The following is a 23,918-nucleotide window of genomic DNA, read 5'->3' on the forward strand; positions in this document are numbered from 1 at the left end:
GACAGCCAGATCGCGCCCTGGCCGGGCGAGGGCGTTACCCTGGTGATTGAATGGCGCAGGGCGGGCGCCGTATCGTTCAGGGAAGCCAAGCTCGAAGCCTTCGCGCCCATGGGCTGGCGCTGGAGAGGGGCGGGGAGCGGCTATTATAGAAGACCCCGCGGGCTTGCCCCGGCTACACACTGTCCCGAAAAGTCGTGCCTGCCCAATTCCCCATCAAGCTGGTCGGCCGCCGCATGCTGGCGCCCACCGTCGGCCACTACCAGTTCGTGCGTGATGACGGCCAGCCGCTGGATTTCCAGCCCGGCCAGTTCATCCAGATTCATTTCAGCTATGCCGATGGCACCGAAACCAAGCGCAGCTACTCGCTGGCGACCCTCCACGACCACGCGCTGGGTCCCGGCGAGGCCGTCGACATCGCGGTCAGCTTTGTGCCCGGCGGCGCCGCCACGGCCCTGTTCGAGGCCCTGGACCTCGGCGGCCAGCTCAGCGCGTCCGGCCCGTACGGCCGTTTCTGCCTGAACCCCGGCGACCACAATGCCCGCTACCTGCTGATCGCCACCGGCACCGGCGTCACCCCGTACCGGTCGATGCTGCCGCTGCTGGAAACGGCCATGGCCGAGCGCGGCGTGCAGGTGGTCCTGCTGCAGGGGGCGCGCAGCCCGGGAGAGCTGCTGTACAGCGAAGATTTCTACAGCTTCGCCGAAAAACACCCGAACTTCCGCTATGTGCCGTGCCTGTCGCGCGAACTGCCGCCCGACCCGCACCCGGACGTGCACCACGGCTACGTGCAGCAGGCCCTGGCCGGCTTCACCCCGGATCCGGCCACCGACATCGCCTACCTGTGCGGCAACCCGGACATGGTCGATGCCTGCGCCGAGGCGCTGAAGGGTGCCGGGCTGGGCAATCCGCAGATCCGCCGCGAGAAGTACGTCAGCAGCAAGTAGCGTCGGCCGCCGGCCCAGCGCCTCACCCGGCCGAACCCGCCGCTGGCCGGCACGTTCATGACCCGGGTAGTGCCGGCCGCTGGCCGGCATCCCGCCCGGCCGAACCCGCCGCAGGGTAAAGCGCACGTCGCGTCAGCGCTCAGCTCAGCCTGCAGACACGCCCGGCGCACTCCGTTGTGTCCCACCGCTACGGGATGTCGCTTTGAACCCGTTGCGGACGCCTTGAGCCACGTCATCACCGATCACCCGGATGCGTCGTCGACAATGCAGGCCCGTGCCTGGCAACACGCGTGCGGGAAATACAAAAAGTGACATGGCGCTGAGAGGTGTCGTGTGATCACAGTGGCAGCCACTTCTTCACCGGACAGGTGTGGCCGCCATGACGCCAGATATGCTTCGCCGCGCGCCGTCCTCCGGCTTCACCCTGCTCGAACTGCTGGTGACCGTGGTGGTGCTGGCCATCCTCCTCGCAATTGCGCTGCCTGCACAGTCCAGGGTCATTGCGCGCAGCCAGCTGACCACTGCAGCCAACGAGCTGTTCGTCGGCCTGCAGTTCGCACGGCAGGAGTCGCTGCGGCGCAATGTCCAGGTGCAGCTCTGTGGCTCGGACGGCGGACGCGACTGCGATGGCGGCAACTGGCAGCAGTGGATCGTGCGTACCGCTTCAGGCGATGTCCTGCGCGTTGGCCACATTCCGTCCTCGGTGTCGGTGCGGCCCGTCGGTCTGTTCGCCGCCGGCATGCAGTTCAATGCCGACGGCATGTTCCACCAGCGTGGCGGTACCGGGCGCGACGGCACCCTGGGCCTGTGCAGCCCGCGTGGGCGACGCGGGCTGCAGGTTGAAGTGCTTGGCGGCGTGCAGGTACGGATGGCCCCTGCCAGGTCCGGGGGATGCCAGTGATGGGCGGCTGCATGCAATCTGCGCTGCCGCATCGCCGGCAGAAGGGCGCGAGCCTGATCGAAGTCATGGTTGCGGTGCTGCTGCTGGCCGTAGGCGGGCTTGCCGCTGCAATGGCACATGCCAGTGCGCTGCGCCGCGCCCAGGGCAGCCTGCACAGCACCACCGCTGTGCAGGCCAGCGCAAGCCTGGCCGATGCCATGCGCGCCAACCGCACCGCCATGCTGCACGGCCACTACGACACCGCCGGCGATCTGTGCGCTGGCAGCGTTCCACCGCCCGGCAACCTCGCGCAGCAGGATCTGCATCGCTGGGTCGAAGCATTGTCGGCAGGCATGGGCACGCAGGCGGCGGCCTGCGGAAGCGTCCAGTGCGTGAAGGGCGTCTGCCAGCTGGCCGTGCACTGGGATGACGGTCGCGCCGCGGGGAGTGAAGGCCCCGCGCGTTCCCAGCTGGTGTTGGGGATAGCGCCATGACCGCAGCGAACATGCGTGGCCTGACCCTGGTTGAACTGCTGGTTGCCACGGTACTGGGCGTACTGGTTCTGGGGGCCAGCCTGCACTTCTACCTTGCTTCGCTGCAGGGCACACAGGACACATTGGGTGTCGCGCGTGTGCAGGAAGCAGGCCGCCTGGCCATGGAGCTGATCGGTAATGACATACGCGGCGCAGGCGATCCGCTGTGTGACCGTCGCCACGCTGTCACCGTCCTGCTCGCCGAGCGACAGCGCCCGTTCTGGGTCTCGCTTGCCGAGCCAGTGCAAGGCCTGCCTGCCGCAGCGCTGACCGGCTTTGAGGATCCTCCTCTGGTGACCGGCAACGCGCCCGGGCAACGCCTTCCCGACATGCCCGCGCTGCGGCTGTGGACAACCACGGCGCTGGCCCTGGCAACACCGGGCCAATCCACATCCAACCAGCCCATCGCCGTCATCGGCAGTGATCTGCCCGAGGTGGGCGCACCCGTGCTGGTATGCGATTTCAGCAACACCGTGCTTGTACGCGCAACCACTACCGGTACGGCGATCGGACATGCGGTCCCGGCCAACTGCGTGGATTACTTTTCCATGGGTGAAGCCTGCCCCGGACAGCCGGTGCCGCCTGCAGCGCGCTACCGCTTCGGTGCGGACGCAGCCTTCGGGCTGCCCCGGCAGGTGCGCTGGTTCGTGGGCAATGATGAGGCGGGTACGCCGTCGCTGTACCGCCAGGAGCTGATGGACGGTGAAGTGGTGGCCAGTGGCGTGGTCTCCGGCGGTGTCACCCACTTCTCGCTGCGCTATCTGCTGGATGCACAGGCTGATTACGTTCCTGCCTCACAGGTATCGGCAGCGCAGTGGAACCAGGTGCATGCGGTGGATGTGCAGCTGCATCTGGAAAGCAGCACGGGCGCGGCGGCCGACGCGTACATCGTGCGCAGTTTTCGACAGACCTTCAGCCTACGGAATCGCCTGCCATGACCTTTGCCTCACCCGAAGCGAGCCGCGGTGCGGCGTTGTTCGCGGTGCTCATCGTATTGCTGCTTGTTTCACTGATGGTGCTGCTGAGCCTTCGCACAAGCCTGCTGCAGGAGCGCATGACCGCGGCTTCCCGCGACCGCACGATGGCGCTGCAGAATGCCGAATCATCGCTGGCGCAGGCGCAACAGCAGCTGGCTGACCCGGCCACCGCAGGCGGTCATGCCGGCAGAGCCTGTTCCACTCCTGCGGCCGCATCCGACCCGCTGTGCATGCCGCATCCCTCGCTGGCCGGGCTGGCGATGCCAGGGCAGGAATGGACACCGACGCCTGACCTGCAGCCCGAGGGCCTGGGCGCGGGCCAACCCGCGTATGCCCTGCAGTACCTCGGGCGGCGCGACACCCAGGTCGCACTGGGCCTGGAAGATGAGCCGAACTACGGCGAGGCCTCGGGCCGTGTCGAAGCTGAGTTCTACCGGGTGATCGCACGCGGGTCCGATCCGCAGTCCGCACCCGAACGTGCGCAGGTGCTGCTGCAGGCCACCGTTGTCCGTGAGTGAGGTTTCGCCGATGGATGCATCGTTGTTCCCTTCCCCCCGTGCCGTGACGCTTGGGTTCTGCGTGGGCCTCGCCGGTGTCCTGGGTGCACCGCCCACTCACGCGCAGATCGCGCAGGCACCACTGTCCTCGCAGATCAAGGTGCCGGGCAGCCTGGTGCTGGTGGCGTCGGTCGAGTTCCCTACACTGTACAGCCCTGCCAACCTGGGCGAGTACAGGCCGTATGCAGACTACGAGGGCTACTTCGATCCGGCCAAATGCTACCGCTACGTGTGGGCCGCCGAAGAGCCCGAGCGACATTTCGCACCCGTTGCACTCCATCACGGCAATGGCTGCGCCGGCACGACGTGGAATGGCCACTATCTGAACTGGGCCACCACGCAGACCATCGATCCCTTCCGCAAGGCGTTGACGGGTGGCTACCGCGTACGTGACCCCCCCCAGCAGACCTGGCTGGAGAAGGCGGACTATTCAATGGATACGTGGGCGTTTCCAAGCAGGCGCCTGCCTGCCGATCCGGCCTCTGATGCCGCGTGGGTGCAGCGATCCACGCCTGCGGCATGGCCGTCGTTCACCGCACGCGTCCATGGCCTGGGGGCGCGCATGTACTTCAGCTCCAAGGGGAATGTCGATGCAGCCGCGGACGCCGGTGGCGCTGTGGCGTACAACCCCGGCAATCCTGACCACCGTCTCGTGTCCGGCGGGGCAGGGACACCTGGCGATGAGGGGGTCGTCTACGAAGTCAGCGTACGGGTCAAGGTCTGCGACGCCGCAGCCGGTCTGGAAAAGAACTGTGTCCGCTACGCGTCCGGCGCCAAGCCGGAAGGACTGTTGCAGCGGAACAGCGATACCTTGCGCTATTCCATCTTCGCTTATCTCAACAACGGATCAGACCCGGCACCGGAGGGCGGTGTCCTGCGCGCCAGGCAGAAGTTCATTGGTCCGCGCACGCCTGATCCGATCAAGCCTCCCGAGGCCAACCCGCGGGCCGAGTGGGACGCGATCACCGGGGTGCTGTTGCGCAATCCGGATCCGGCCGATGCAGCGGCCACCGGCGGCGGCGTGCAGGACAGTGGCGTGATCAACTACCTCAACAAGTTCGGGCAGATGAAGACCGGGCGCGTTCCAAAGTTCTTCGACAATGTCAGCGAGCTGTACTACGCCGCGACCCGTTATGTCCGCGGGCTGGGAAACGTCGAGGAGTTCAGCAGGCTGGCCGGTGATGCCACCACGCGCTACCAGCAGGCCGATGGGTTTCCGGTCATCACCGACTGGGACGATCCCATCACCTACCAGTGCCAGAACATCCAACTACTCGGCATTGGCGATACCAATACCTGGAAAGACAAGAATCTTCCCGGCAACACCAGCACGCAGGGGGAGGACGCACCGAAGCCAGCTGCGGTCGCAGCCGATTCCCGCCATGATGTGGTCCGGACGATGACCCAGATCTGGCGGATGGAGGGCCATTCCCCTGCGCAGGCGCACGCGCTGGCAACGGCCTCCGCGTTCAATCGGCCCCAGCAGTACAACTCCGCCTACATCGCGGCACTGGCGTACCTGGCCAACACCACCGACCTGCGCCCGGAAGGGGCTGCCAATGGCATGCCAGGCAAGCAGACCCTGCAGACCTACTGGGTCGATGTCGTGGAAAACGGGGACTACAAGCCGGGGAGCAACCAGTACGTACTGGCCACCAAGTATGGCGGTTTCCAGGTACCCGAGGGCTTCAATCCCTTTGATGCCGCCGCGCCGCCGCTGGTCGACAGCAGCTGGTGGAATGGTGCCGATCTGGTGAACGGGGACGCCAGGGAAAGGCGCCCCCGTGGCTACTTCGCGGCAGCGGACTCTGCACGGATGGTGGCCAGCCTGGAAGAAGCCTTCGGCATGATCACCCAGCCAAAGCGGGGGGCGGGTTCGGCGCTGGCCAGCAATGGCGGTGCGCTCGATGCAGATGGGCGCGTGTTCACTGCCTCCTACCGTACTGGCAGCTGGAGTGGCGATCTGGTGGCCCGTGCCGTGGACCCCGCCACCGGTGTGCCTTCCACAGGCGCTGCGTTGTGGAGTGCGGCAGCGAAGCTGGATGCCCGCGATTGGCGCGCGCGGGCGCTGTACACCAGCCGCGGCGGCCGCATGCAGCCGCTGCAATGGTCTTCCCTGGAACAGAGCGCGCGCAACGCACTGGGCAGCGAAGAGGTACTGGATTACCTGGCCGGTGACCGCCGCAATGAAGGCACGCTGGGCCTGCGGTTGCGGGCCAGTGCGCTGGGTGACATCGTCAACGCTTCGCCGGTGCATGCCGGCGTGCCCAACCCGCGGCTGTATTCGCAGCGGCGCTTCCAGGGCGCGGACCGCTATGCTGCCTTTGCCACTGCGCATGCCTCACGGGCGGCCACCGTGTATGTGGGGGCCAACGACGGCATGCTGCATGGATTCGACGCAGCCAGCGGCGTGGAACGGTTCGGGTTCATGCCCGCTGCGGCCATCAACACCCATCTGCGTGACTACACCCGTGAGGGCTATGAGCATCACTACAGCGTTGATGGCGAACTGACTGTCGCCGATGCGTATGTAAATGGCGCTTGGCGGACTGTCCTGGTGGGCACGCTGGGCCGCGGGGGGGCCGGTGTGTTCGCATTGGATGTGACCGATCCTGATCACCCGGATCTGCTGTGGGAACTCGATGCCCGTGCCATCCCCGGCCTCGGCCGGGTGTTGGGCAAGCCCATGGTGGCGCAGGTGGCTGATGGCGATTGGCGCGTGCTGCTGGGCAATGGCGTTGATGCGGCCGACGGCAGCTCCCGCCTGGTCAGCATCCGCTTGGACGGTGGCCAGGTGCAGAGCCTGGTGCTGGATGCACGCGGAAGCGGTGCCGCTGCCGTGCGTCCGTGGGATGCCGACCGCGATGGCTTCGCCGAAACGGCCTACGTGGGGGACCGCCAGGGCGGCGTGTACCGCGTGGACGTCATGGCTGGGCGCAGCACGCGCCTGTTCAATGCCGCAGTGGACGCAACGCCGCAACCCATCACCGCCGCACCGCTGGTCGCGCGCAACCCGGACACGGCCGAGACCTGGGTATTCATCGGCACCGGTGCATTGCTGGAAGTGAGCGACCTGGGCAGCAAGCGCGTGCAATCGTGGTATGGCCTGCGCGATCGCGGCAAGGCAATTGCCGGCCGCAGCGGTCTGGCCGCGGTGCGAATTCTTGCCGAAACCGGCAACGGACGTGTGGTGGACACGTTGGACGCGCCCGGCCAGGACGGATGGGTGATGGATCTGGTCTCGCCCGGCGCAGGCGCCCGCGGTGAACGCATGCTGGTACCGGCGCAGTTCCAGGGCCGCGTGCTGCTGGGTACCACGCGCATTCCCGATGCCAGCGATCCGTGCAACCCCGCCGGCTCGGGCTATTACATGGCGCTTGATCCCTTCACCGGCGGGCGGCTGGCCAACAGCTTCTTCGACATGGATGGCAACGGTACGGTGGGCAACCCGGGCGACCTGCTGGACGGTAACGGCCGACCCGTACCGTCTTCCGGCTACCTGGTGGGGCAGGGGCCCAACGCCCCCGGCTTCCTCGGCGACTGGCTCGGTGGCATCGCCGAGGATGGCAGTCTGCATGGCGTAGTCACCAACCCCATCGGCAACCGGGTGCGTCGGGTGAGCTGGCGTGAACTGCGGCTGCGTGATGGCGGGAGCAAGTGACATGGGCATGTCGCCGATCAAAGGGTTTACCCTCATGGAAGTCCTCATCGCCTGCGCGATCATCGCCATCCTCAGCGCGATTGCCGTGCCGTCGTACCGCCGGCATGTGGTGAAGACCCACCGCGTACAGGCCCAGGCCTGCCTGCTCAGCCAGGCCAGCGTGCTCGAACGGCATTACACGCGGGTACTGGCCTACCACGGCGCACCGCCGGCGCAGTGCGCGGGAGAACTGAAGGCCTATCGCCTGCGGGTGGACGTGGCCGATGCGGGGTATACGGTGGTTGCCGAGCCTAAAACCGAACAGGCGGACCATGCGTGTGGCGTCCTGAGCATGGACCAGGCAGGCCGGCGGATGCCGGTTGACCGCGACTGCTGGTGATCCGTGGCGGCAGCGTCGTCGACGTTGCCACGGGGCGGGAACATGGAGCGGCCGCACGGTTGCGCCTTGCGCTGCAGCACGCCCAGGCAGCCCCAACCCATCGCCCTTCCCGCCGCACCCGTGTAAGTTGACGGCAAAGGGTGGCCATCGGGTTGGTCACATCTGCCACGGCAGCCCGTCGTGGTAGGCAGGAACGTCCTCCAGGGGAATCAAGCACGATGCAAAAACACCATTTCGGACTGGTCGGTCTATCGGCCAGCCTGCTGTTGGCCAGTGTGCTGCTTGGCGGGTGCAGTGCCCCGGCGCCCGGCGCCGCCGATGGCAGCGACACGCCCAGCCAGCACTACGGAAAGATCGGATTCCGTCCCTGCACGCTGACCACGGTCGGCGCCAGCGCCAACGTCGAAGCCCAGTGCGGCACCCTGCAGGTACCCGAGGACCGCGCCCACCCCGAGGGCCGCAGGATCAACCTGCGCATCGCCTGGCTGGAATCGGACGATGCCGGCAACGCCCAGCCCGACCCGGTGTTCTTTCTCGCCGGGGGCCCCGGCCAGGCGGCCAGCGAAGTGGCGGTCGTCGTCGATACCGCGCTGCGCCAGGTGCGCAAGCAACGCGACGTGTTCCTGATCGACCAGCGTGGCACCGGCGGTTCCAACCCGCTCAGCTGCCTGGGCGCCGATGGCACGCCGCTGAAGATGGACGAGGACGCGGCACCGACCGAAGCGCTGATGCGCGACTATGCACAGCAGTGCGCGGCATCGCTGCAGGGCCGTGCCGATGCGCGCTTCTATACCACCGCCGAGGCCATCGCCGATCTTGATGCGGTGCGGCAGGCGCTGGGCGCGGAGAAGCTGAACCTGGTCGGTGGCTCCTACGGCACGCGCGTTGCCCAGCGCTACGCAATCGCCTACCCGCAGCACACCCGCAGCCTGGTCATCGACGGTGTGGTGCCCAACGATCTGGTGGTGGGCGGCGACTTCGCCAACACCTTCGACAACGCCATCACCCTGCAGTCGGCGCAGTGTCGCGAGGATGCCGCCTGCAGCAAGCGTTTCCCGGTCGATACCCGCGAGCAGCTGCGTACGGTGGCCGCCACCCTGCGCCGCGCACCGGTCACCGTCGATTACCGCGACCCCGGCACCAACGCGCCGCGCCAGGATGTGCTGACCCCGGACAGCGTGGTCGGCCTGGCCTTTGCCTTCTCCTACGTGCCCCAGTACGCCTCGTTGCTGCCGCTGGTGCTCGATGAAGCCGCGCAGGGGCGCTATGCACCACTGGCCTCGCTGGCACGCGGTGCGACCCGCACCATGGATTTCCAGATCAACCGCGGCATGCAGTGGTCGGTCATCTGCAGCGAGGATGCACCGCGCTACCAGGCCCCAGCAGAGAACGACGATGCCCTGTTCGGCCCGGAGGCGGCGCGTGCGTTCTTCGCGGCCTGCCCGGTGTGGCCGCACCAGCCGGCGGCCACCGCGCTTACCGCAGCGCTGAAGAGCGACCTGCCGGTGCTGCTGCTTTCCGGCGAGCTGGATCCGGTCACCCCGCCGCGCTATGCCGAGCAGGTGCTCAAGGGCCTGCCCAACGGTCGCGCGCTGGTCGCCCGCGGCCAGGGCCACGGCACCCTCACTGCTGGCTGCATGCCGCGCCTGCTGGGCCAGTTCATCGATGCCAATGATGCCAAGGCGCTCGATACCCGCTGCCTGGACACGCTGACCCACGTGCCGGCGTTCACCTCGTTCAACGGATGGACCCCATGATCGTCGCCGACAATCTGCACAAAGCCTTCGACACCCGCACCGGTCGCGTCCAGGCGGTGGCCAACGTCGGCTTCCGCGCCGCCGATGGGCAGATCACCGGACTGCTCGGCCCCAATGGCGCCGGCAAGACCACCACCATGCGCATGCTGTACACGCTGATGACGCCCGACCAGGGCAGCATCACCGTCGATGGCATCGATGCCGCGCGCGACCCGGTGGAGGTGCGCCGCCATCTGGGCGTGCTGCCCGATGCGCGCGGCGTGTACAAGCGCCTGACCGCCCGCGAGAACATCACCTATTTCGGCGAACTGCACGGCCTGTCGGCGCAGCGCATCCGCGAACGCATCGAGGTGCTGTCGCACGCGCTGGACATGGCCGACATCCTCGACCGCCAGACCGATGGCTTCTCGCAGGGCCAGCGCACCAAGACCGCCATCGCCCGCGCACTGGTGCACGACCCGCGCAACGTCATCCTCGATGAACCCACCAACGGCCTGGACGTGATGACCACCCGTGCCCTGCGCCGGTTCCTGCTGGGCCTGCGCGAGGAAGGGCGCTGCGTGATCCTGTCCAGCCACATCATGCAGGAGGTGGGCGCGCTGTGTGACCACATCGTCATCATCGCCAAGGGCACCGTGATGGCGGCCGGCAGTGCCGATGAACTGCGCGCGCAGGCCGGTGAAACCAACCTGGAAGACGCGTTCGTGAAACTGATCGGCAGCGAAGAGGGCCTGCACGCATGAGCAAGATGTCGACCCTGATGACGGTGATGCGCAAGGAACTGCGCGACCTCTCGCGTGACCGCCGCACGCTCGCGCTGACCCTGCTGTTCGGCCCGCTGCTGTATCCGCTGCTGATCCTGGGCATGGGCAAGCTGTCGGAAAGCCGCTTCCGCACCCAGATCGAGCAGCCGCTGGACATCCCCACCATCGGTGCCGAACACGCACCGAACCTGGTCCGCTTCCTCGCCGCGCAGGGGCTCAACGCCACCACCGCGCCGAAGGATCTGGCCGAAGCCATCCGTGCCCAGGACATCGATGTGGCCTTGCGCATCAGCGCTGATTTCGGCAAGGACTGGGCCGATGGCAAGCCGGCCCTGGTGGAAGTGATCCGTGACAGCACGCGGCGCGCCGCCGAGGTGCCCACCGCACGCCTGCAGGCGGCGCTGTCGACCTACAACGGTCAGGTGGGCGCCCTGCGCCTGATGGCCCGTGGCGTGGACGCGCAGGTCGCACGGCCGCTGGACGTGGCCACCCAGGACATGGCCAGTACCGAGGCCAAGCGCGGCATGATGCTGTCGGCCCTGCTGCCGATCCTGCTGACGTTGACCTCGTTCATCGGCGGTGCCTATCTGGTGATGGACACCACTGCCGGCGAACGGGAGCGGCAATCGCTGGAGCCGTTGCTGGCCACCCCCGGCTCGCGCAGCGCGATCGTCAGCGGCAAGATCGGCGCCGCCTGTGTGGTCGGGTTCGTGTCGCTGCTGCTGACACTGGTCGCGTTCAAGGTCAGCGCCCAGTTCGCCTCCGGCAACGTCGGCCGTCAGCTCAACATGAACGTCCTGTCGATGGTGCAGATGCTGCTGGTGATGCTGCCGATGCTGCTGATCGGCACCTCGCTGCTGACCTACCTGTCGGCCGCCGCCAAGAGCATGAAGGAAGCCCAGAGCCACATGACCTGGCTGGTGCTGATGCCGATGCTGCCCGGCTATGCGCTGATGGCCTACCCGGTGAAGAGCCAGTTGTGGCAGTACGCGGTGCCGTTCCTGTCGCAGAACCAGATGCTGCTGAAAGTGATCCGCCACGAAGTGATCACCCCGACCATCTGGGCGATCTACCTGGGCGCCAGCCTGGGCCTGGCCGCCATCCTGTGGTTCGCCGCCGTGCGCCGCTACCACCAGGAACGCCTGGCCATCTCCGGCTGAAAAAAGGGGACGGAGGGGATTAAGTCGCCTCCGTCCCTGTTTTTCGGGGACGACCCTGTGGTTTGAGTTCTGCAGACCGGCTGAGGGTTCTTTCAACCATCTGCACGAAGGCGGTGTCGCCAATGGGGCGTTGTTTGGTTGTATGGCGGCGGATGGACGACAGGTCCCGCCCCGGGCTTGGGTCTTCGAGAAACGCGGCGTAGCGCGCCGTCCGCTCGGCCTCGTTGTCGGCCAGCGCGAGGAAGGAGGCATGCGGGGTCAGCAACGGATCGTGGCGAAGCCGCAGGTTTCCGCGCACGCTCGACCACGGGTGATCCTCGGCACGAGGCACCATCTGCGCGCGAACGGGGTTCAGCTCGATGTAGCGATAGACGCTGAGCAGGTAGTCGTCACGATCAACCAGCGTGGAATGGAAGCGCCCCTGCCAGAGCGGACCGCAGCGTCCGTGACGCCGATTGAATGCCTGCACGTAACTGTTGCCTTGGGAGCGCATGGCATCGGCAAGCCCTTTGCCTGTGGCGGGCGTCACCAGCAGATGCACATGATTGCTCATCAGAACATAGGCGTGCAGCGATACGCCGTGGCTGCCGAACGCCCTGTGCAGCAACTGCAGAAAGAGCTGACGATCAATGTCGTCGACGAAGATGGCGCACTTGTTGACGCCGCGCTGGACGACATGGCTCGGCTGCCCAGGCAGCGTCATGCGTGATTGGCGGGGCATGGGATGGATCCTTCGGGAGAATCTGCCCAGCCTGCGACTACCGATCATGTCACAGCCATCGGAGGAAGCCCTGTCTGTGCGTAGGCCCGACGGAACATTGAAGCGATCAGGCCGGGAACGACTTAATCCCCTCCGTCCCCTTTTTTCGCGGAAACGAACAAGGCCCGGATCACTCCGGGCCTTGAGCCGACAATCGTCGTTGACGTTCGTGAATCAACCGCCCGGTGCGAACACCAGGGTGCGGCGGGTGGTGACCGGGGCGCTGACCGGCTCGAAGCGCCAGCGCTTGACCGCATTGAGCGCTTCGCGGTCGAACACCCGCGACGGTGTCGCGCGCAGGACGCGGGCGTTGGTCACCGAGCCGTCGGTTCCGACGGTCAGCTCCATCAGCACTTCGCCCGAGGTGCCCGAGCGAAGTGCCTCGGCCGGGTAACGCGGTGCCGGGGTGCTGACCGGCCGCAGGGTCGGCGCGGCGGTCGCCGCAGCCGCACGGGCGGCGCTGGCCTGCTGGGCAGCGGCCTGCTGCTGCTTCTGCTCGGCCTCGCGACGCGCGGCGGCCTGGCGGTCTGCCTCCACGCGTTCGCTTTCGCGGCGCGCCGCATCCTGCTGGGCGGCAATCTGCTTGGCCGCTTCGGCTTCCTTGGTGCGCTGCTCGGCCAGGCGCTGCTGTTCGACCAGCTGCTTGGCACGGTCCTCGGCATCCTTCTTGACCTTGGCGGTCTCGTCCTCGGTGCGCTTGGCAGCGACCTGCACGCCCTTGGTCAGGCCTTCCTTCAGGCGCGGCAGGGCCGGTGCGCTCGGGTCGACCTTCTCGATCAGCGCCACCAGGCGCTGGGCCTCGGTGAAGTCCTCGCGGCCGAGGTGCTGTTCGGCGGCAATCAGGGTGTAGGGCAGCAGGTCGGTCAGCGCGCTCTTCACCGAGGCGTCGTCCGGGGTCTTGTCGCGCAGCGCGAGGTAGTACTCGATGGCGTTGTCGCCAGCCGGGGCGTACATGCGGTTCTCGGCAAGCGCCTGGCTGGCCGAATCGCGCAGCTGTTCGGTGCCCATCGACTGCACCTTGGCCGCCACGGCCGGTGCTGCGGGTGCGGCGGCGGGCGCGGTGGCACCTGCGGCAGCCGGTGCCGGCGTTTCTTCCTTGCCCGAACAGGCGGCCAGGGCCAGTACCAGGGCAACCGGCACCCACCGGCGCGCGGCAGCGATCGTTGTGACGTGCGACATCCTGCTCCCCTTTAGAAGACGACGTTACGTAAGCCGTGGATCTGCATGGCCCGGACCGGGGTCCAGGCGTGGCGGCTGGCGTTTCCCGACGCCGCCGCCGACAACGGCGAGGATGCAATCTAGCATCCCGCCTACCCTTGCGTACAAGGGCAGGCTGGAGGCGATAGCGACATCAGGGGTCGCTATCGCCCCTGCAGGTCAATGCGCGGCGGGCTTGCCGTGGCCCTCGGCCTTGTCGTGGCCGCCCGACATCAGCTTGTCGGTCCAGGCAATGCCGATGGCCGACAGGATGAACACGCAATGGATGATGGTCTGCCACAGCACGCCGTCGGCGGTCAGCATCGAGCACTTGGAGGCGCCGATGTTGGCGGCTGCGATGTTCATCTGCTCCGGGGTGCACAGCGGGATGCCACCCAGCGCACCGGTGGCGATGAACGTCTTCAGCAGGTGGATCGAGGAGATGCCGATGATCGCCATCGCCAGCTTTACCTTCAGCACGCTGGCGTTGACGTGGCTCAGCCATTCCGGCTGGTCCGGGTGGCCTTCCAGGCGCAGGCGCGACACGAAGGTCTCGTAACCGCCGACGATCACCATCACCAGCAGGTTGGAAATCATCACCACGTCGATCAGGCCCAGCACGATCAGCATGATCTGCTGCTCGCCCATCGAGGCCGAATGCGAAATCAGGTGCCACAGTTCCTTGCCGAACAGGAACACGTAGACGCACTGCGCCACGATCAGGCCCAGGTACAGCGGCAGCTGCAGCCAGCGCGAGGCGAAGATCAGGTTGGACAGCGGGGAGGGCGGCAGACGGTTTGCACTCATGCGGGGGATGCTGCGTTTCGAGGGAGAAGCGAGGTTACCGGGCCTCCATGACGGTGCCAAGCCAACTCACGCACTAGACTTCAGGTTCCTTCCGAACCCCGAGCCGACGCCATGATCGACCTGTATTACTGGCCCACCCCCAACGGCCACAAAGTCACCCTGCTGCTGGAGGAAGCCGGCCTGGAATACCGCATCCACCCGGTCAACATCGGCTCGGGTGACCAGTTCAAGCCGGAATTCCTGGCCATTTCGCCCAACAACAAGATGCCGGCCATCGTCGACCATGCCCCGGCCGATGGCGGCGCGCCGCAGAGCGTGTTCGAATCCGGCGCGATCCTGCTGTACCTGGCCGAAAAGATCGGCCAGTTCCTGCCCAGCGATCCGCGCGGCCGCGTCACCACCCTGGAATGGCTGTTCTGGCAGATGGCCGGGCTGGGCCCGATGAGCGGCCAGATGGGCCACTTCAACGTCTACGCGCCGGAAAAGATCCCCTATGCCGTTGAGCGCTATGACAACGAAGTGCGCCGCCTGCACGGGGTGATGGACAAGCGCCTGGCCGACCACGCCTTCCTGGCGGGCGATGAATACACCATCGCCGACATGGCCAGCTACCCGTGGATTGGCGCTTACGACAAGATTCCGGTCGATTTCGCCGCCTTCCCGAACCTGAAGCGCTGGCACGACGCCATTGCCGCGCGCCCGGCCACCCAGCGCACCTACGCCCTGCGCCAGCAGGTGAACCCCAACGCCGGCAAGCCGCTCAGCGAGGAAGAGCGCAAGCACCTGTTCGGCCAGCGCTGACCGGCCCTGGGGTCGGCATCATCCACGCATGGCGTGGATCTACTGACGGCAGGTATCCCGCCCGGGGTCAGATCCCTTTGCCACGCAAAGGGCTCTGCCCCCAGCAACTGGGCATGGGCAGAAGGTCATGCTGCCTTCGCCCACCGGCTTGGTTAGGATGGGGGCACGACCGCTGCGCGCCTGGCGCGCGACGGACCTGCCGTTTGCCGGGATCTTCCATGCGCCATCTGTTCGCCTCGCTCGCCCTCATGCTCGCCACCAGTACCGCCGCCCACGCTGAAAAACTCACCCTGGAAGCCATCACCGGCCCGCTGCCGCTGTCCGGCCCGACCCTGATGAAGCCCAAGGTGGCCCCGGACGGCTCGCGCGTGACCTTCCTGCGCGGCAAGGACAGCGACCGCAACCAGCTGGACCTGTGGAGCTACGACATCGGCAGCGGCCAGACCCGCCTGCTGGTCGATTCGAAGGTGGTGCTGCCCGGCACCGAAACCCTCAGCGATGAAGAAAAGGCCCGCCGCGAGCGCCAGCGCATCGCCGCGATGACCGGCATCGTCGATTACCAGTGGTCGCCGGACGCGCAGCGCCTGCTGTTCCCGCTGGGCGGCGAACTGTATCTCTACGACCTGAAGCAGCAGGGTGCAGCGGCCGTGCGCCAGCTGACCCACGGCGAAGGCTTCGCCACCGATGCCAAGCTGTCGCCCAAGGGCGGCTTCGTCAGCTTCATCCGCGGCCGCAACCTGTGGGTGATCGACCTGGCCAGCGGTAAGCAGCTGCAGCTGACCACCGATGGCAGCACCACCATCGGCAACGGCGTGGCCGAGTTCGTGGCCGACGAGGAAATGGACCGCCACACCGGCTACTGGTGGGCGCCGGATGATTCGGCCATTGCCTTTGCCCGCATCGACGAAGCACCGGTGCCGGTGCAGAAGCGCTACGAGGTCTACGCCGACCGCACTGATGTGGTCGAACAGCGCTACCCGGCGGCCGGCGATGCCAACGTGCGCGTGCAGCTGGGCGTGATCGCACCGGCCGCCGCGGCCAAGACCCACTGGGTCGACCTGGGCAAGGAACAGGACATCTACCTGGCCCGCGTCGACTGGCGCGATGCGCAGCACCTGAGCTTCCAGCGCCAGTCGCGCGACCAGAAGCTGCTGGACCTGGTGGAAGTGGCGCTCGATTCCGACCGCCAGCGCGTGCTCGCCCACGAGACCAGCCCGACCTGGGTACCGCTGCACAACAGCCTGCGCTTCCTCGACGATGGCAGCGTGCTGTGGTCGTCCGAACGCACCGGCTTCCAGCACCTGTACCGCATCGATGCCAAGGGCAAGGCCACCGCACTGACCCACGGTGACTGGTCGGTGGACGAACTGCTGGCCGTCGACGAAAAGGCCGGCAAGGCCTACTTCCGTGCCGGCATCGATTCGGCGCGCGAAAGCCAGATCTACGCCGTGTCGCTGCAGGGCGGCCAGCCGCAGCGCCTGTCCCAGGCGCCGGGCATGCACACCGCCAGCTTTGCGCGCAACGCCAGCGTGTATGTGGACACCTGGTCCAACAGCAGCACGCCGCCGCAGATCGAACTGTTCCGTGCCAACGGCGAGAAGATCGCCACCCTGCTCGAGAACGACCTGGCCGATCCCAAGCACCCGTATGCGCGTTACCGCGATGCGCAGCGCCCGATCGAGTTCGGCACGCTGACTGCTGCCGACGGCAAGACCCCGCTGAATTACAGCCTCATCAAGCCGGCCGGCTTCGACCCGTCCAAGCGCTACCCGGTGGCGGTGTACGTGTACGGCGGCCCGGCCAGCCAGACCGTCACCGACAGCTGGCCCGGCCGTGGCGACCACCTGTTCAACCAGTACCTGGCGCAGCAGGGCTACGTGGTGTTCTCGCTGGACAACCGCGGTACCCCGCGCCGCGGCCGTGATTTCGGCGGCGCGCTGTACGGCAAGCAGGGCACGGTGGAAGTGGCCGACCAGCTGCGCGGTGTGGCCTGGCTGAAGCAGCAGCCGTGGGTCGACCCGGCGCGCATCGGCGTGCAGGGCTGGTCCAACGGCGGCTACATGACCCTGATGCTGCTGGCCAAGGCGTCGGACAGCTATGCCTGCGGCGTGGCCGGCGCACCGGTCACCGACTGGGGCCTGTACGACAGCCATTACACCGAACGCTACATGGACCTGCCCAAGCGCAACGAAGCCGGCTACCGCGAAGCGCGCGTGCTGACCCATATCGAGGGCCTGCGCTCGCCGCTGCTGCTGATCCACGGCATGGCCGACGACAACGTGCTGTTCACCAATTCGACCAGCCTGATGAGCGCGCTGCAGAAGCGTGGCCAGCCGTTCGAACTGATGACCTATCCCGGCGCCAAGCACGGCCTGTCCGGTGCCGATGCGCTGCACCGCTACCGCGTGGCCGAAGCCTTCCTGGACCGCTGCCTGAAGCCCTGATGGACCCACGGGAAGGAGCCCGCCAATGCACCTGCCACCTCCGATTCCCGGCCACCGCCCCGCCAGCACTGGCTGGTGGCGGCGCAACTGGCGCTGGGCGATGCCGCTGTCGGTCCTGCTGCTGCTGGGGGTGATGGGCGGCATGGTCGCCTGGAGCCTGCTGCGCTGGAGCGACGCCGCGCACGAAAGCCCACCGATGCGCGAGGCCATGCGGCGTGCCGGCTGCAACATCGAACTGGTGCAGGTGCTGGGCGAGCCGCTGCGCGCTGGCGCGATGCCGCTGGGCAGCATGCAGACCAGCTTCAACGGCCAGCGCGACGTTGCCCTGACCGTGGCCCTGGAAGGGCCGCAGGGGGAGGGGCGATTGATCGTGCAGGGCACCCGCCGCGACGACGTCTGGGACTACCCGGTGATGTACGTGCTGGGCGAGGACAAGAAGACCTTCGACCTGACCGCGCTGGATGATGCCGAAGCGGCGGGGGAATGCGCGCTGCAGGCATGCCGGGAGCACGGCGACTGCCCCCTCACCCTGGCCTTGTGATCGCGCCGTAGCGTCGACCCTGCCCGACAGATCACCCGCTCTCGTAGAGTCGAGCTTGCTCGAAAGATCACCTGCTCTCGTAGAGTCGAGCTTGCTCGACTGCCGTCCGCGTGGCAGCCCCACTCCTGCCAGCCTAAACGAGCACGAATGACGCTTTCGGCACCTTCCCGCGTCAGCGATGACGCCGCTGCAGCGCGTCGACCTCCCAGGAAACCTGTTTTTTTTTTCAATAACCGCAGAATGTGCGGCTGGTTCCTTGCGCCCGCACGAATCATCTGGTTTTCTTTCGCCTTCGGATGCAATCGCCCGGTTCGGGCTGTGAGATCTGCGCGCGCAGCGCGCTCAAGGACGAGGAATGCCAATGAAGGAACATTCATGGGCCCGGCAAGGCGCCGGGTGTGTCGCGCTTGCGTTGTCCGCCTTGTTTGCGGCGGAAGCGTCGGCACAGGAAGTCACCCACACCTGGTACAGGATCGGCTCGCCCGCCCCGCTGGAATACAGCAGCGAGCGCGACGCGCAGGCTGCCATTGAAGCGATGGGCGAGCGTATTGGCTTTGCCGCCGAGCCAGTGAAGTGGGGCGTGCGGGGGCACGCCATGACCCGGGACGATCTGGTGACCTACTACGGCGTGAAGCCGACGCCGCTCAACAAGGCGGATTGGAGCTATTCCTACGGTGGAAACACCTTCACCTCCGAAGAAGCGCTGCTGGCCAGCATGCGGTCGGGCACTGCCTCGCTCTGCCCGGTCAGCGTGCCAGCGCCGGAATGGGTCAGCCAGCAGGGTGTTGGAAAGGATCCGGAAAACAGCAGCAGCGGCCTCTGGACGAAGGGGGTCACCCTCTCTTTTGTAACCGTGAGAGGCGGCTGCACCACGCCCACCCCATCGAATGCCACGCGCTCCAGAAAGGTCGCCTGTCCGAATGTGGGCGATCTGAAATGGGATGAAGAGGCGGGGGGCTGTCTGTTGTACGGCAATACCGAGGCGACCTACCGATCGCTCATGTCCTACACCACCCGACAATCGCCCAAGCAGTGCCTGGCCATGAAAGGCAACCCCTGCAACGCCGCAACGGGGGAGAAAGTGCAGCACGAACCAGAAGTCGACCTGCCCTGGATCCAGCTGATGCGGCACTACCATTCGAAGTCGGCGATGGCCGGCGGCGGCTTCGGGTCCAACTGGACCCACTCCCACAACATCCGTATCGCCAACGGCCTGGTCACCTCGTACATTCCAACGGTGGTTGGCCTCATCGATGAAGATGGCAGCCACGTCGCCTTCCAGCAGAAGACCAGCTACTACCTGGCGACAGACGGAAGTGGTGATCGTGCGGACCGTACCAATGATGGCTGGATTGTCAGCAGGCGCGGTGAAGTCCTGCGCTTCAATCGAATGGGGCTGCTCCAGCGGCGTGAATTCGAAGACGGTACGACGCTGGCCTATACCCACGATGGCGCAGGCCGGCTGAAGGAGATCAGGCACTCCACGGGCCGCACGCTTGAGTTCGCATACGCAGATGCCACCGACGAGAAGATCGCGGCGATGACGATCAACGGGGTGCCCTATGCGCAGTACACCTACGGCGAGCACGCGCAGCTGGTCAGCGTCACCCACGCTGATGGGCTGTCGCGGACCTACCACTATGAAGACGCCCGATTCCCCTGGTACCTGACCGGCGTCACCCCGGAGGACGGTCGTCGTTTCAGCTGGTTCGGCTATGACGACAAGGGCAGGGTGACGTGCAGCCGGCATGATGCGGGTTGCAATTGAAGGATCGTTGCTGAAGCGCGCCACGGCGCGTTCATAAGGAGATACACGGATGTTGCGAACACAGGAGCGGGTTGTCCGCGCGACGGCGGCAGTGGTGTGCTGCCTGTTCTGGCCGGTGGGCATTGCGCTGGCCGCAGAGCCGCCCGCCGCACCCAGTGCCGGCATTGATGGCGTGCGCCTGCAGTACGCGGCCGACGGCACCACCACCATCACCGACGCGCTGGGGCACCAGACCTTCTACGCGCTCAGCCCGGGTGAGCAGCAGGACCCAGCGCGCAAGGTGACGGGCCGCAGCGACAGCCGAGGCACGGAATCGTACGACTACACACCGGTATATTCTGATCCTGCACGGCGTGTCAGCACCTCGCAGGATCGCAGCGGCGTTCGTACCACCTATGCCTACAGCGAGATCAGCGATTCCCCACTGGGCGCGGTAAGCGTCACCGCCCGGACCGAAGCGGTCGGAACGCCGCAGCAGCGCGTTTCCGAAACGCGCACCTCTGTGGCGACCAATCGCCTGCTGCAGCAGACCATCGGGGCGCAGGAAACCACCCTCACGCGCAACACGCGCCATCAGCCGACGGTCATTACGGTTCGTGATACCGCTACGGGCACGACGCGCGTAACGACGAATGGCTATTGCGACGCCATCAGCCCTGAATGTCCGCAGATCGGTCTGCTGCTCACCGTGGATGGGCCTCGTACGGATGTGGCCGATACGACAACGTTTGCCTACTACATGGCGGATGATGCGGGCTGCGCCACCGGGGCAAGCTGTGCCTATCGCAAAGGCGACCTTCGCCGTGTGACAAACGCGCTGGGTCAGGTGGTGGAGACCTTGGCCTACGACCCAGCCGGGCACCCGCTGTCCATCCGGGATGCCAACGGTGTGGTTACCGACTACACCTACCATGCCCGCGGCTGGCCGACCTCGGTCACGGTACGTGGGGCCAGCACGGCTGAGGATCGTGTCACCCAGATCAGCTATTGGCCGACCGGCCAGGTGCAGCAGATCACCGAGCCCGATGGCAGCAGCGTGACCTATGTCTACGACGCCGCGCAGCGGCTGACCGACGTGGCTGACAGTGCCGGCAACACGATTCACTACACGCTGGACAATGCCGGCAACCGCCTGGACGAAAACACCGTGGATGCAGGTGGCACGCTGCGGCGCACGCTGGCGCGGACCTACAACACCCTGGGCCAGCTGACCGCCTTGAAGGATGCCAGCGGCCATGCCACCGGTTTCACCTACGATGCCAACGGCAATCCGCAGACGGTCACCGACGCCCTGCAGCGCGTGACCCGCCAGCAGTACGACCCGTTGAACCGTCTGGCGCAGACCCTGCAGGACGTGGGCGGCGTGGAGGCGGAGATCGGCAGCCAGTACAACGCCTTGGACCAGGTTACCCAGGTGACCGACCCCAAGGGCCTGCATACCACCTACGCCTACAACGGCTTTGGTGACCTGACCGGGCAGGTGAGCCCGGACAGCGGCACCAGCAGCTTCACTGTGGACGCGGCGGGCAACCGCAAGACGCGCACCGATGCGCGGGGCATCACTGCCACGTACACCTACGATGCGCTCAACCGTTTGATCGGCGTGGCCTACCCGGACCCCAATCTGGATATCGGCTACAGCTACGACGTGGCCCCGGCTGCCTGTGCCGCCGACGAGCGCTTTGCCAAGGGCCGCCTGGGGCAGGTGCTGCACGCCAATGGCAGCACCCAGTACTGCCATGACCGCTTCGGCCAGGTCACCCGCAAGGTGCAGACGATCAACGGTGTCGCCAGTGCGCTGCGCTACGCCTACAGCAAAGCGGGTCGCCTCACGGCGCTGACCTATCCCGATGGCAGCGTGGCCGACTATGTGCGCGACACGCTGGGCCGCATCAGCCAGATCGGCCTGACCCGGCCTGGGCAGGCGCGGCAGGTGGTGGTCAACGACGTGAGCTATGCGGCATTTGGCCCGGCCACAGGCTGGACCTACGGCAACGGCCGCCAGCTGCAGCGCCCGCTGGATCTGGATTACCGCCCGCAGGCTGTGCACGACCCAGCCGCCGGTGGCCTGTCCCTGGGCTTTGGTTACGACGCGGTGGGCTCGATCACCGAGTTGAAGAACGGCACCGGCTCAGCCGTGCTTGCGAAGTACGTCTACGACACGCTGGGTCGCCTGACCCAGACCCAGGACGGTGTAACCGGTACGCCCATTGAGACCTATGCTTACGATGCAACGGGAAATCGCACCGCGCTGACCACGTCGGCCGGTACCGCCAACTACACCTATCCGGCCACCAGCCATCGCTTGACCGCCGTGGATGGCGAAGCCCGCAACCATGACGCGGCGGGCAACACCACCAGCATTGGCAGCAAGGCGTTCACCTACAACGATGCCAGCCGTATGAACGCGGTGAAGCAGGGCAACACGGTGCTGGAAAGCTATGGCTACAACCATCGCGGTGAGCGTGTGCTGCGCACGCCAGCCGCTGGTAACGCGCAGATCACGGTATACGACGAAGCAGGGCAGTGGCTGGGCAACTACTCGGCAACGGGCGTGGCGCAGCAGCAGGCGATCTGGTTGGACAACTACCCGGTGGCGCTGATCAATGTTGCTGTCACTGGCGTGCCGGAGCTGGCCTACATCCAGCCCGATCACCTGGGTACGCCGCGCGTGGTGATCGACCCGGTGCGGAATGTTGCGATCTGGGAATGGAGCAGCAAGAGCGAGGTGTTTGGCAACCAGGCACCGGCCAATGATCCTGATGCGGATGGTGTGGCGTTTGATCTCTCGCTGCGCTTCCCCGGGCAGCAGGCGACGGATGCCCCCACTGTCACCATAGTTGTCCGCTCCCCTGAATCCCAGAAGGAGCACGTGCATGGCCCGTTACAGTGATGAACTCAAGAATCAGATCGTGGGTCGAATGATGCCGCCACGCAGCCAGAGCGTGGCCGAGATCAGCCGTGACACCGGCATCAGCGCACCGACGCTGTACGCTTGGAAGCGACAGAGCCGAAACGAAGGAAAGATTGTGCCGAGCAAGCCCACCAGCGCTGATGGCTGGGATGCAAGATCCAAGCTCGCTGCCATTGTGCAGACCGCAGCGATGAATGAAGCCGAGCGCTCGGCATGGTGCCGCAGCAAGGGACTGTATCCAGAACAGCTCGATGCCTGGAAACAAGCCTTCGAATCGATGGAGGTCGATCAGGGGCCGGTGTCGCGCGCCGAGTCCACTGTACTGCGCAAACGCATGAAACAGTTGGAGAAGGAGTTGCTGCGTAAGGACCGTGCGCTGGCGGAGGCAGCGGCGCTGCTGACGTTGTCAAAAAAAGCCCAGGCCATCTGGGGGACCGGCGAGGACGCCTGATCCTGGAGCCGGTCAAACAGATGGCCATCGACCTTGTGGACCAGGCCGTTGCCGCCGGTGCTGCCCAATCCAATGCATGCGAGGTACTGGGCATTACCTGCCGCACGCTGCGCCGCTGGCGCAGCGCAGCCAGCTTGCGGGATCGTCGCAAGGGAGCCGCCAGGCGCTGCCCGCAGGCACTGAGTGAACAACAGAAGGATGTGATAGTTGAGGTCTGCAACCAGCTGCAATTCCAGAGTCTGCCGCCGTCGCAGATCGTGCCCCGGCTTGCCGATCAGGGGCAGTATCTTGCCTCCGAATCAACGCTCTACCGCGTGCTGCGCCAGCGCGGCCAGATCAACCGCCGTGGCCGCGCGCGCGCATCACGCACAATCAGCCGCCCGCGCGCAGTGAGTGCCTCGGCCAGCAACCAGGTATGGTCCTGGGACATCACCTATCTGCCCACTGCCATCAAGGGCCAGTTCTTTCGCCTGTACATGGTGATGGACATCTACAGCCGCAGGATTGTCGGCTGGGAGGTGCATCAGGACGAGTTGGCCAGCCATGCTGCCGTATTGATCCAGAAGACCTGCGCGCGTGAATGTGTGTTGCCCGGGCAGCTGGTTCTGCATGCCGACAACGGT

19 protein-coding genes and 1 pseudogene are annotated in these 23,918 nt (G+C 66.3%); 17 read left to right on the top strand and 3 right to left on the bottom strand.

Annotation, left to right across the window (positions count from 1 at the left end; translation table 11 throughout):
• Positions 1–194 precede the first annotated feature (194 nt).
• From ACQKDV_RS09780 to ACQKDV_RS09825, 10 genes are all read left to right on the top strand, one after another.
• On the top strand, positions 195–944 hold the full coding sequence (locus ACQKDV_RS09780; RefSeq protein WP_427783563.1) for a ferredoxin--NADP reductase: 750 nt from the start codon (positions 195–197) through the stop codon (positions 942–944).
• Positions 945–1,323: 379 nt separating this feature from the next.
• Positions 1,324–1,845 carry a GspH/FimT family pseudopilin gene (locus ACQKDV_RS09785; RefSeq protein ID WP_427783564.1) on the top strand — a complete coding sequence of 174 codons (522 nt, stop codon included), beginning with the start codon at positions 1,324–1,326 and terminating at the stop codon, positions 1,843–1,845.
• An 11-nt stretch (positions 1,846–1,856) separates the two neighbouring features.
• Complete coding sequence (locus tag ACQKDV_RS09790) at positions 1,857–2,318, top strand: type IV pilus modification PilV family protein (protein ID WP_427783565.1); 462 nt, start codon at positions 1,857–1,859, stop codon at positions 2,316–2,318.
• Positions 2,315–3,295, top strand: coding sequence for a PilW family protein (locus ACQKDV_RS09795; protein WP_427783566.1), 981 nt, complete (start codon positions 2,315–2,317; stop codon positions 3,293–3,295). The genes ACQKDV_RS09790 and ACQKDV_RS09795 overlap by 4 nt, the downstream gene beginning before the upstream one ends.
• Positions 3,292–3,852, top strand: a complete 561-nt coding sequence (locus ACQKDV_RS09800) for a pilus assembly PilX family protein (RefSeq protein ID WP_427783567.1) — start codon at positions 3,292–3,294, stop codon at positions 3,850–3,852. The genes ACQKDV_RS09795 and ACQKDV_RS09800 overlap by 4 nt, the downstream gene beginning before the upstream one ends.
• 22 nt (positions 3,853–3,874) lie before the next feature.
• Positions 3,875–7,552, top strand: a complete 3,678-nt coding sequence (locus tag ACQKDV_RS09805; RefSeq protein ID WP_427783568.1) for a pilus assembly protein — start codon at positions 3,875–3,877, stop codon at positions 7,550–7,552.
• Between the two features lie 7 nt (positions 7,553–7,559).
• Complete coding sequence (locus ACQKDV_RS09810) at positions 7,560–7,931, top strand: type IV pilin protein (RefSeq protein WP_427783569.1); 372 nt, start codon at positions 7,560–7,562, stop codon at positions 7,929–7,931.
• 218 nt (positions 7,932–8,149) lie between these two features.
• Positions 8,150–9,688, top strand: a complete 1,539-nt coding sequence (locus tag ACQKDV_RS09815; protein WP_427783570.1) for an alpha/beta hydrolase — start codon at positions 8,150–8,152, stop codon at positions 9,686–9,688.
• On the top strand, positions 9,685–10,431 hold the full coding sequence (locus tag ACQKDV_RS09820; protein WP_324806689.1) for an ATP-binding cassette domain-containing protein: 747 nt from the start codon (positions 9,685–9,687) through the stop codon (positions 10,429–10,431). Before ACQKDV_RS09815 ends, ACQKDV_RS09820 begins: the two co-directional genes overlap by 4 nt.
• On the top strand, positions 10,428–11,612 hold the full coding sequence (locus ACQKDV_RS09825; RefSeq protein ID WP_427783571.1) for an ABC transporter permease: 1,185 nt from the start codon (positions 10,428–10,430) through the stop codon (positions 11,610–11,612). The genes ACQKDV_RS09820 and ACQKDV_RS09825 overlap by 4 nt, the downstream gene beginning before the upstream one ends.
• A 19-nt stretch (positions 11,613–11,631) precedes the next feature.
• Here the strand turns inward: ACQKDV_RS09825 and ACQKDV_RS09830 are convergent, their stop codons facing one another.
• The 3 genes from ACQKDV_RS09830 to ACQKDV_RS09840 form a co-directional block, all read right to left on the bottom strand.
• Positions 11,632–12,333, bottom strand: coding sequence for a transposase (locus ACQKDV_RS09830; RefSeq protein ID WP_427783572.1), 702 nt, complete (start codon positions 12,331–12,333; stop codon positions 11,632–11,634).
• A 213-nt stretch (positions 12,334–12,546) separates the two neighbouring features.
• Positions 12,547–13,551: a TonB family protein gene (locus ACQKDV_RS09835; protein ID WP_427783573.1), complete on the bottom strand. Its 1,005-nt coding sequence runs from the start codon at positions 13,549–13,551 to the stop codon at positions 12,547–12,549.
• 198 nt (positions 13,552–13,749) lie between these two features.
• On the bottom strand, positions 13,750–14,376 hold the full coding sequence (locus tag ACQKDV_RS09840; RefSeq protein ID WP_427783574.1) for a TIGR00645 family protein: 627 nt from the start codon (positions 14,374–14,376) through the stop codon (positions 13,750–13,752).
• A gap of 111 nt (positions 14,377–14,487) precedes the next feature.
• Between ACQKDV_RS09840 and ACQKDV_RS09845 the strand changes: the two genes are divergently transcribed.
• From ACQKDV_RS09845 to ACQKDV_RS09875, 7 genes and pseudogenes are all read left to right on the top strand, one after another.
• Complete coding sequence (locus ACQKDV_RS09845) at positions 14,488–15,177, top strand: glutathione binding-like protein (RefSeq protein WP_427783575.1); 690 nt, start codon at positions 14,488–14,490, stop codon at positions 15,175–15,177.
• Positions 15,178–15,395: 218 nt separating this feature from the next.
• Positions 15,396–17,621: a S9 family peptidase gene (locus ACQKDV_RS09850; RefSeq protein WP_427783576.1), complete on the top strand. Its 2,226-nt coding sequence runs from the start codon at positions 15,396–15,398 to the stop codon at positions 17,619–17,621.
• A gap of 25 nt (positions 17,622–17,646) precedes the next feature.
• Positions 17,647–18,162: a cytochrome c oxidase assembly factor Coa1 family protein gene (locus ACQKDV_RS09855; protein ID WP_427783577.1), complete on the top strand. Its 516-nt coding sequence runs from the start codon at positions 17,647–17,649 to the stop codon at positions 18,160–18,162.
• Positions 18,163–18,523: 361 nt separating this feature from the next.
• Positions 18,524–19,930 (top strand): DUF6531 domain-containing protein, encoded by a 1,407-nt coding sequence (locus ACQKDV_RS09860; protein ID WP_427783578.1) that lies wholly within the window; start codon positions 18,524–18,526, stop codon positions 19,928–19,930.
• 166 nt (positions 19,931–20,096) lie between these two features.
• Positions 20,097–22,754: pseudogene (locus ACQKDV_RS09865) on the top strand (RHS repeat-associated core domain-containing protein); the annotation flags it as partial.
• A 52-nt stretch (positions 22,755–22,806) separates the two neighbouring features.
• Entirely contained in the window at positions 22,807–23,295 is a 489-nt protein-coding gene (locus ACQKDV_RS09870; RefSeq protein WP_427783579.1) for a transposase, read from the top strand.
• Positions 23,296–23,315: 20 nt separating this feature from the next.
• Positions 23,316–23,918 (top strand): DDE-type integrase/transposase/recombinase (locus tag ACQKDV_RS09875; protein WP_427783580.1); only part of this gene is annotated, 603 nt, incomplete at its 3' end.

It is taken from the genome of Stenotrophomonas sp. NPDC077659 (genome assembly GCF_050268705.1).
Taxonomy (GTDB): Bacteria; Pseudomonadota; Gammaproteobacteria; order Xanthomonadales; family Xanthomonadaceae; genus Stenotrophomonas.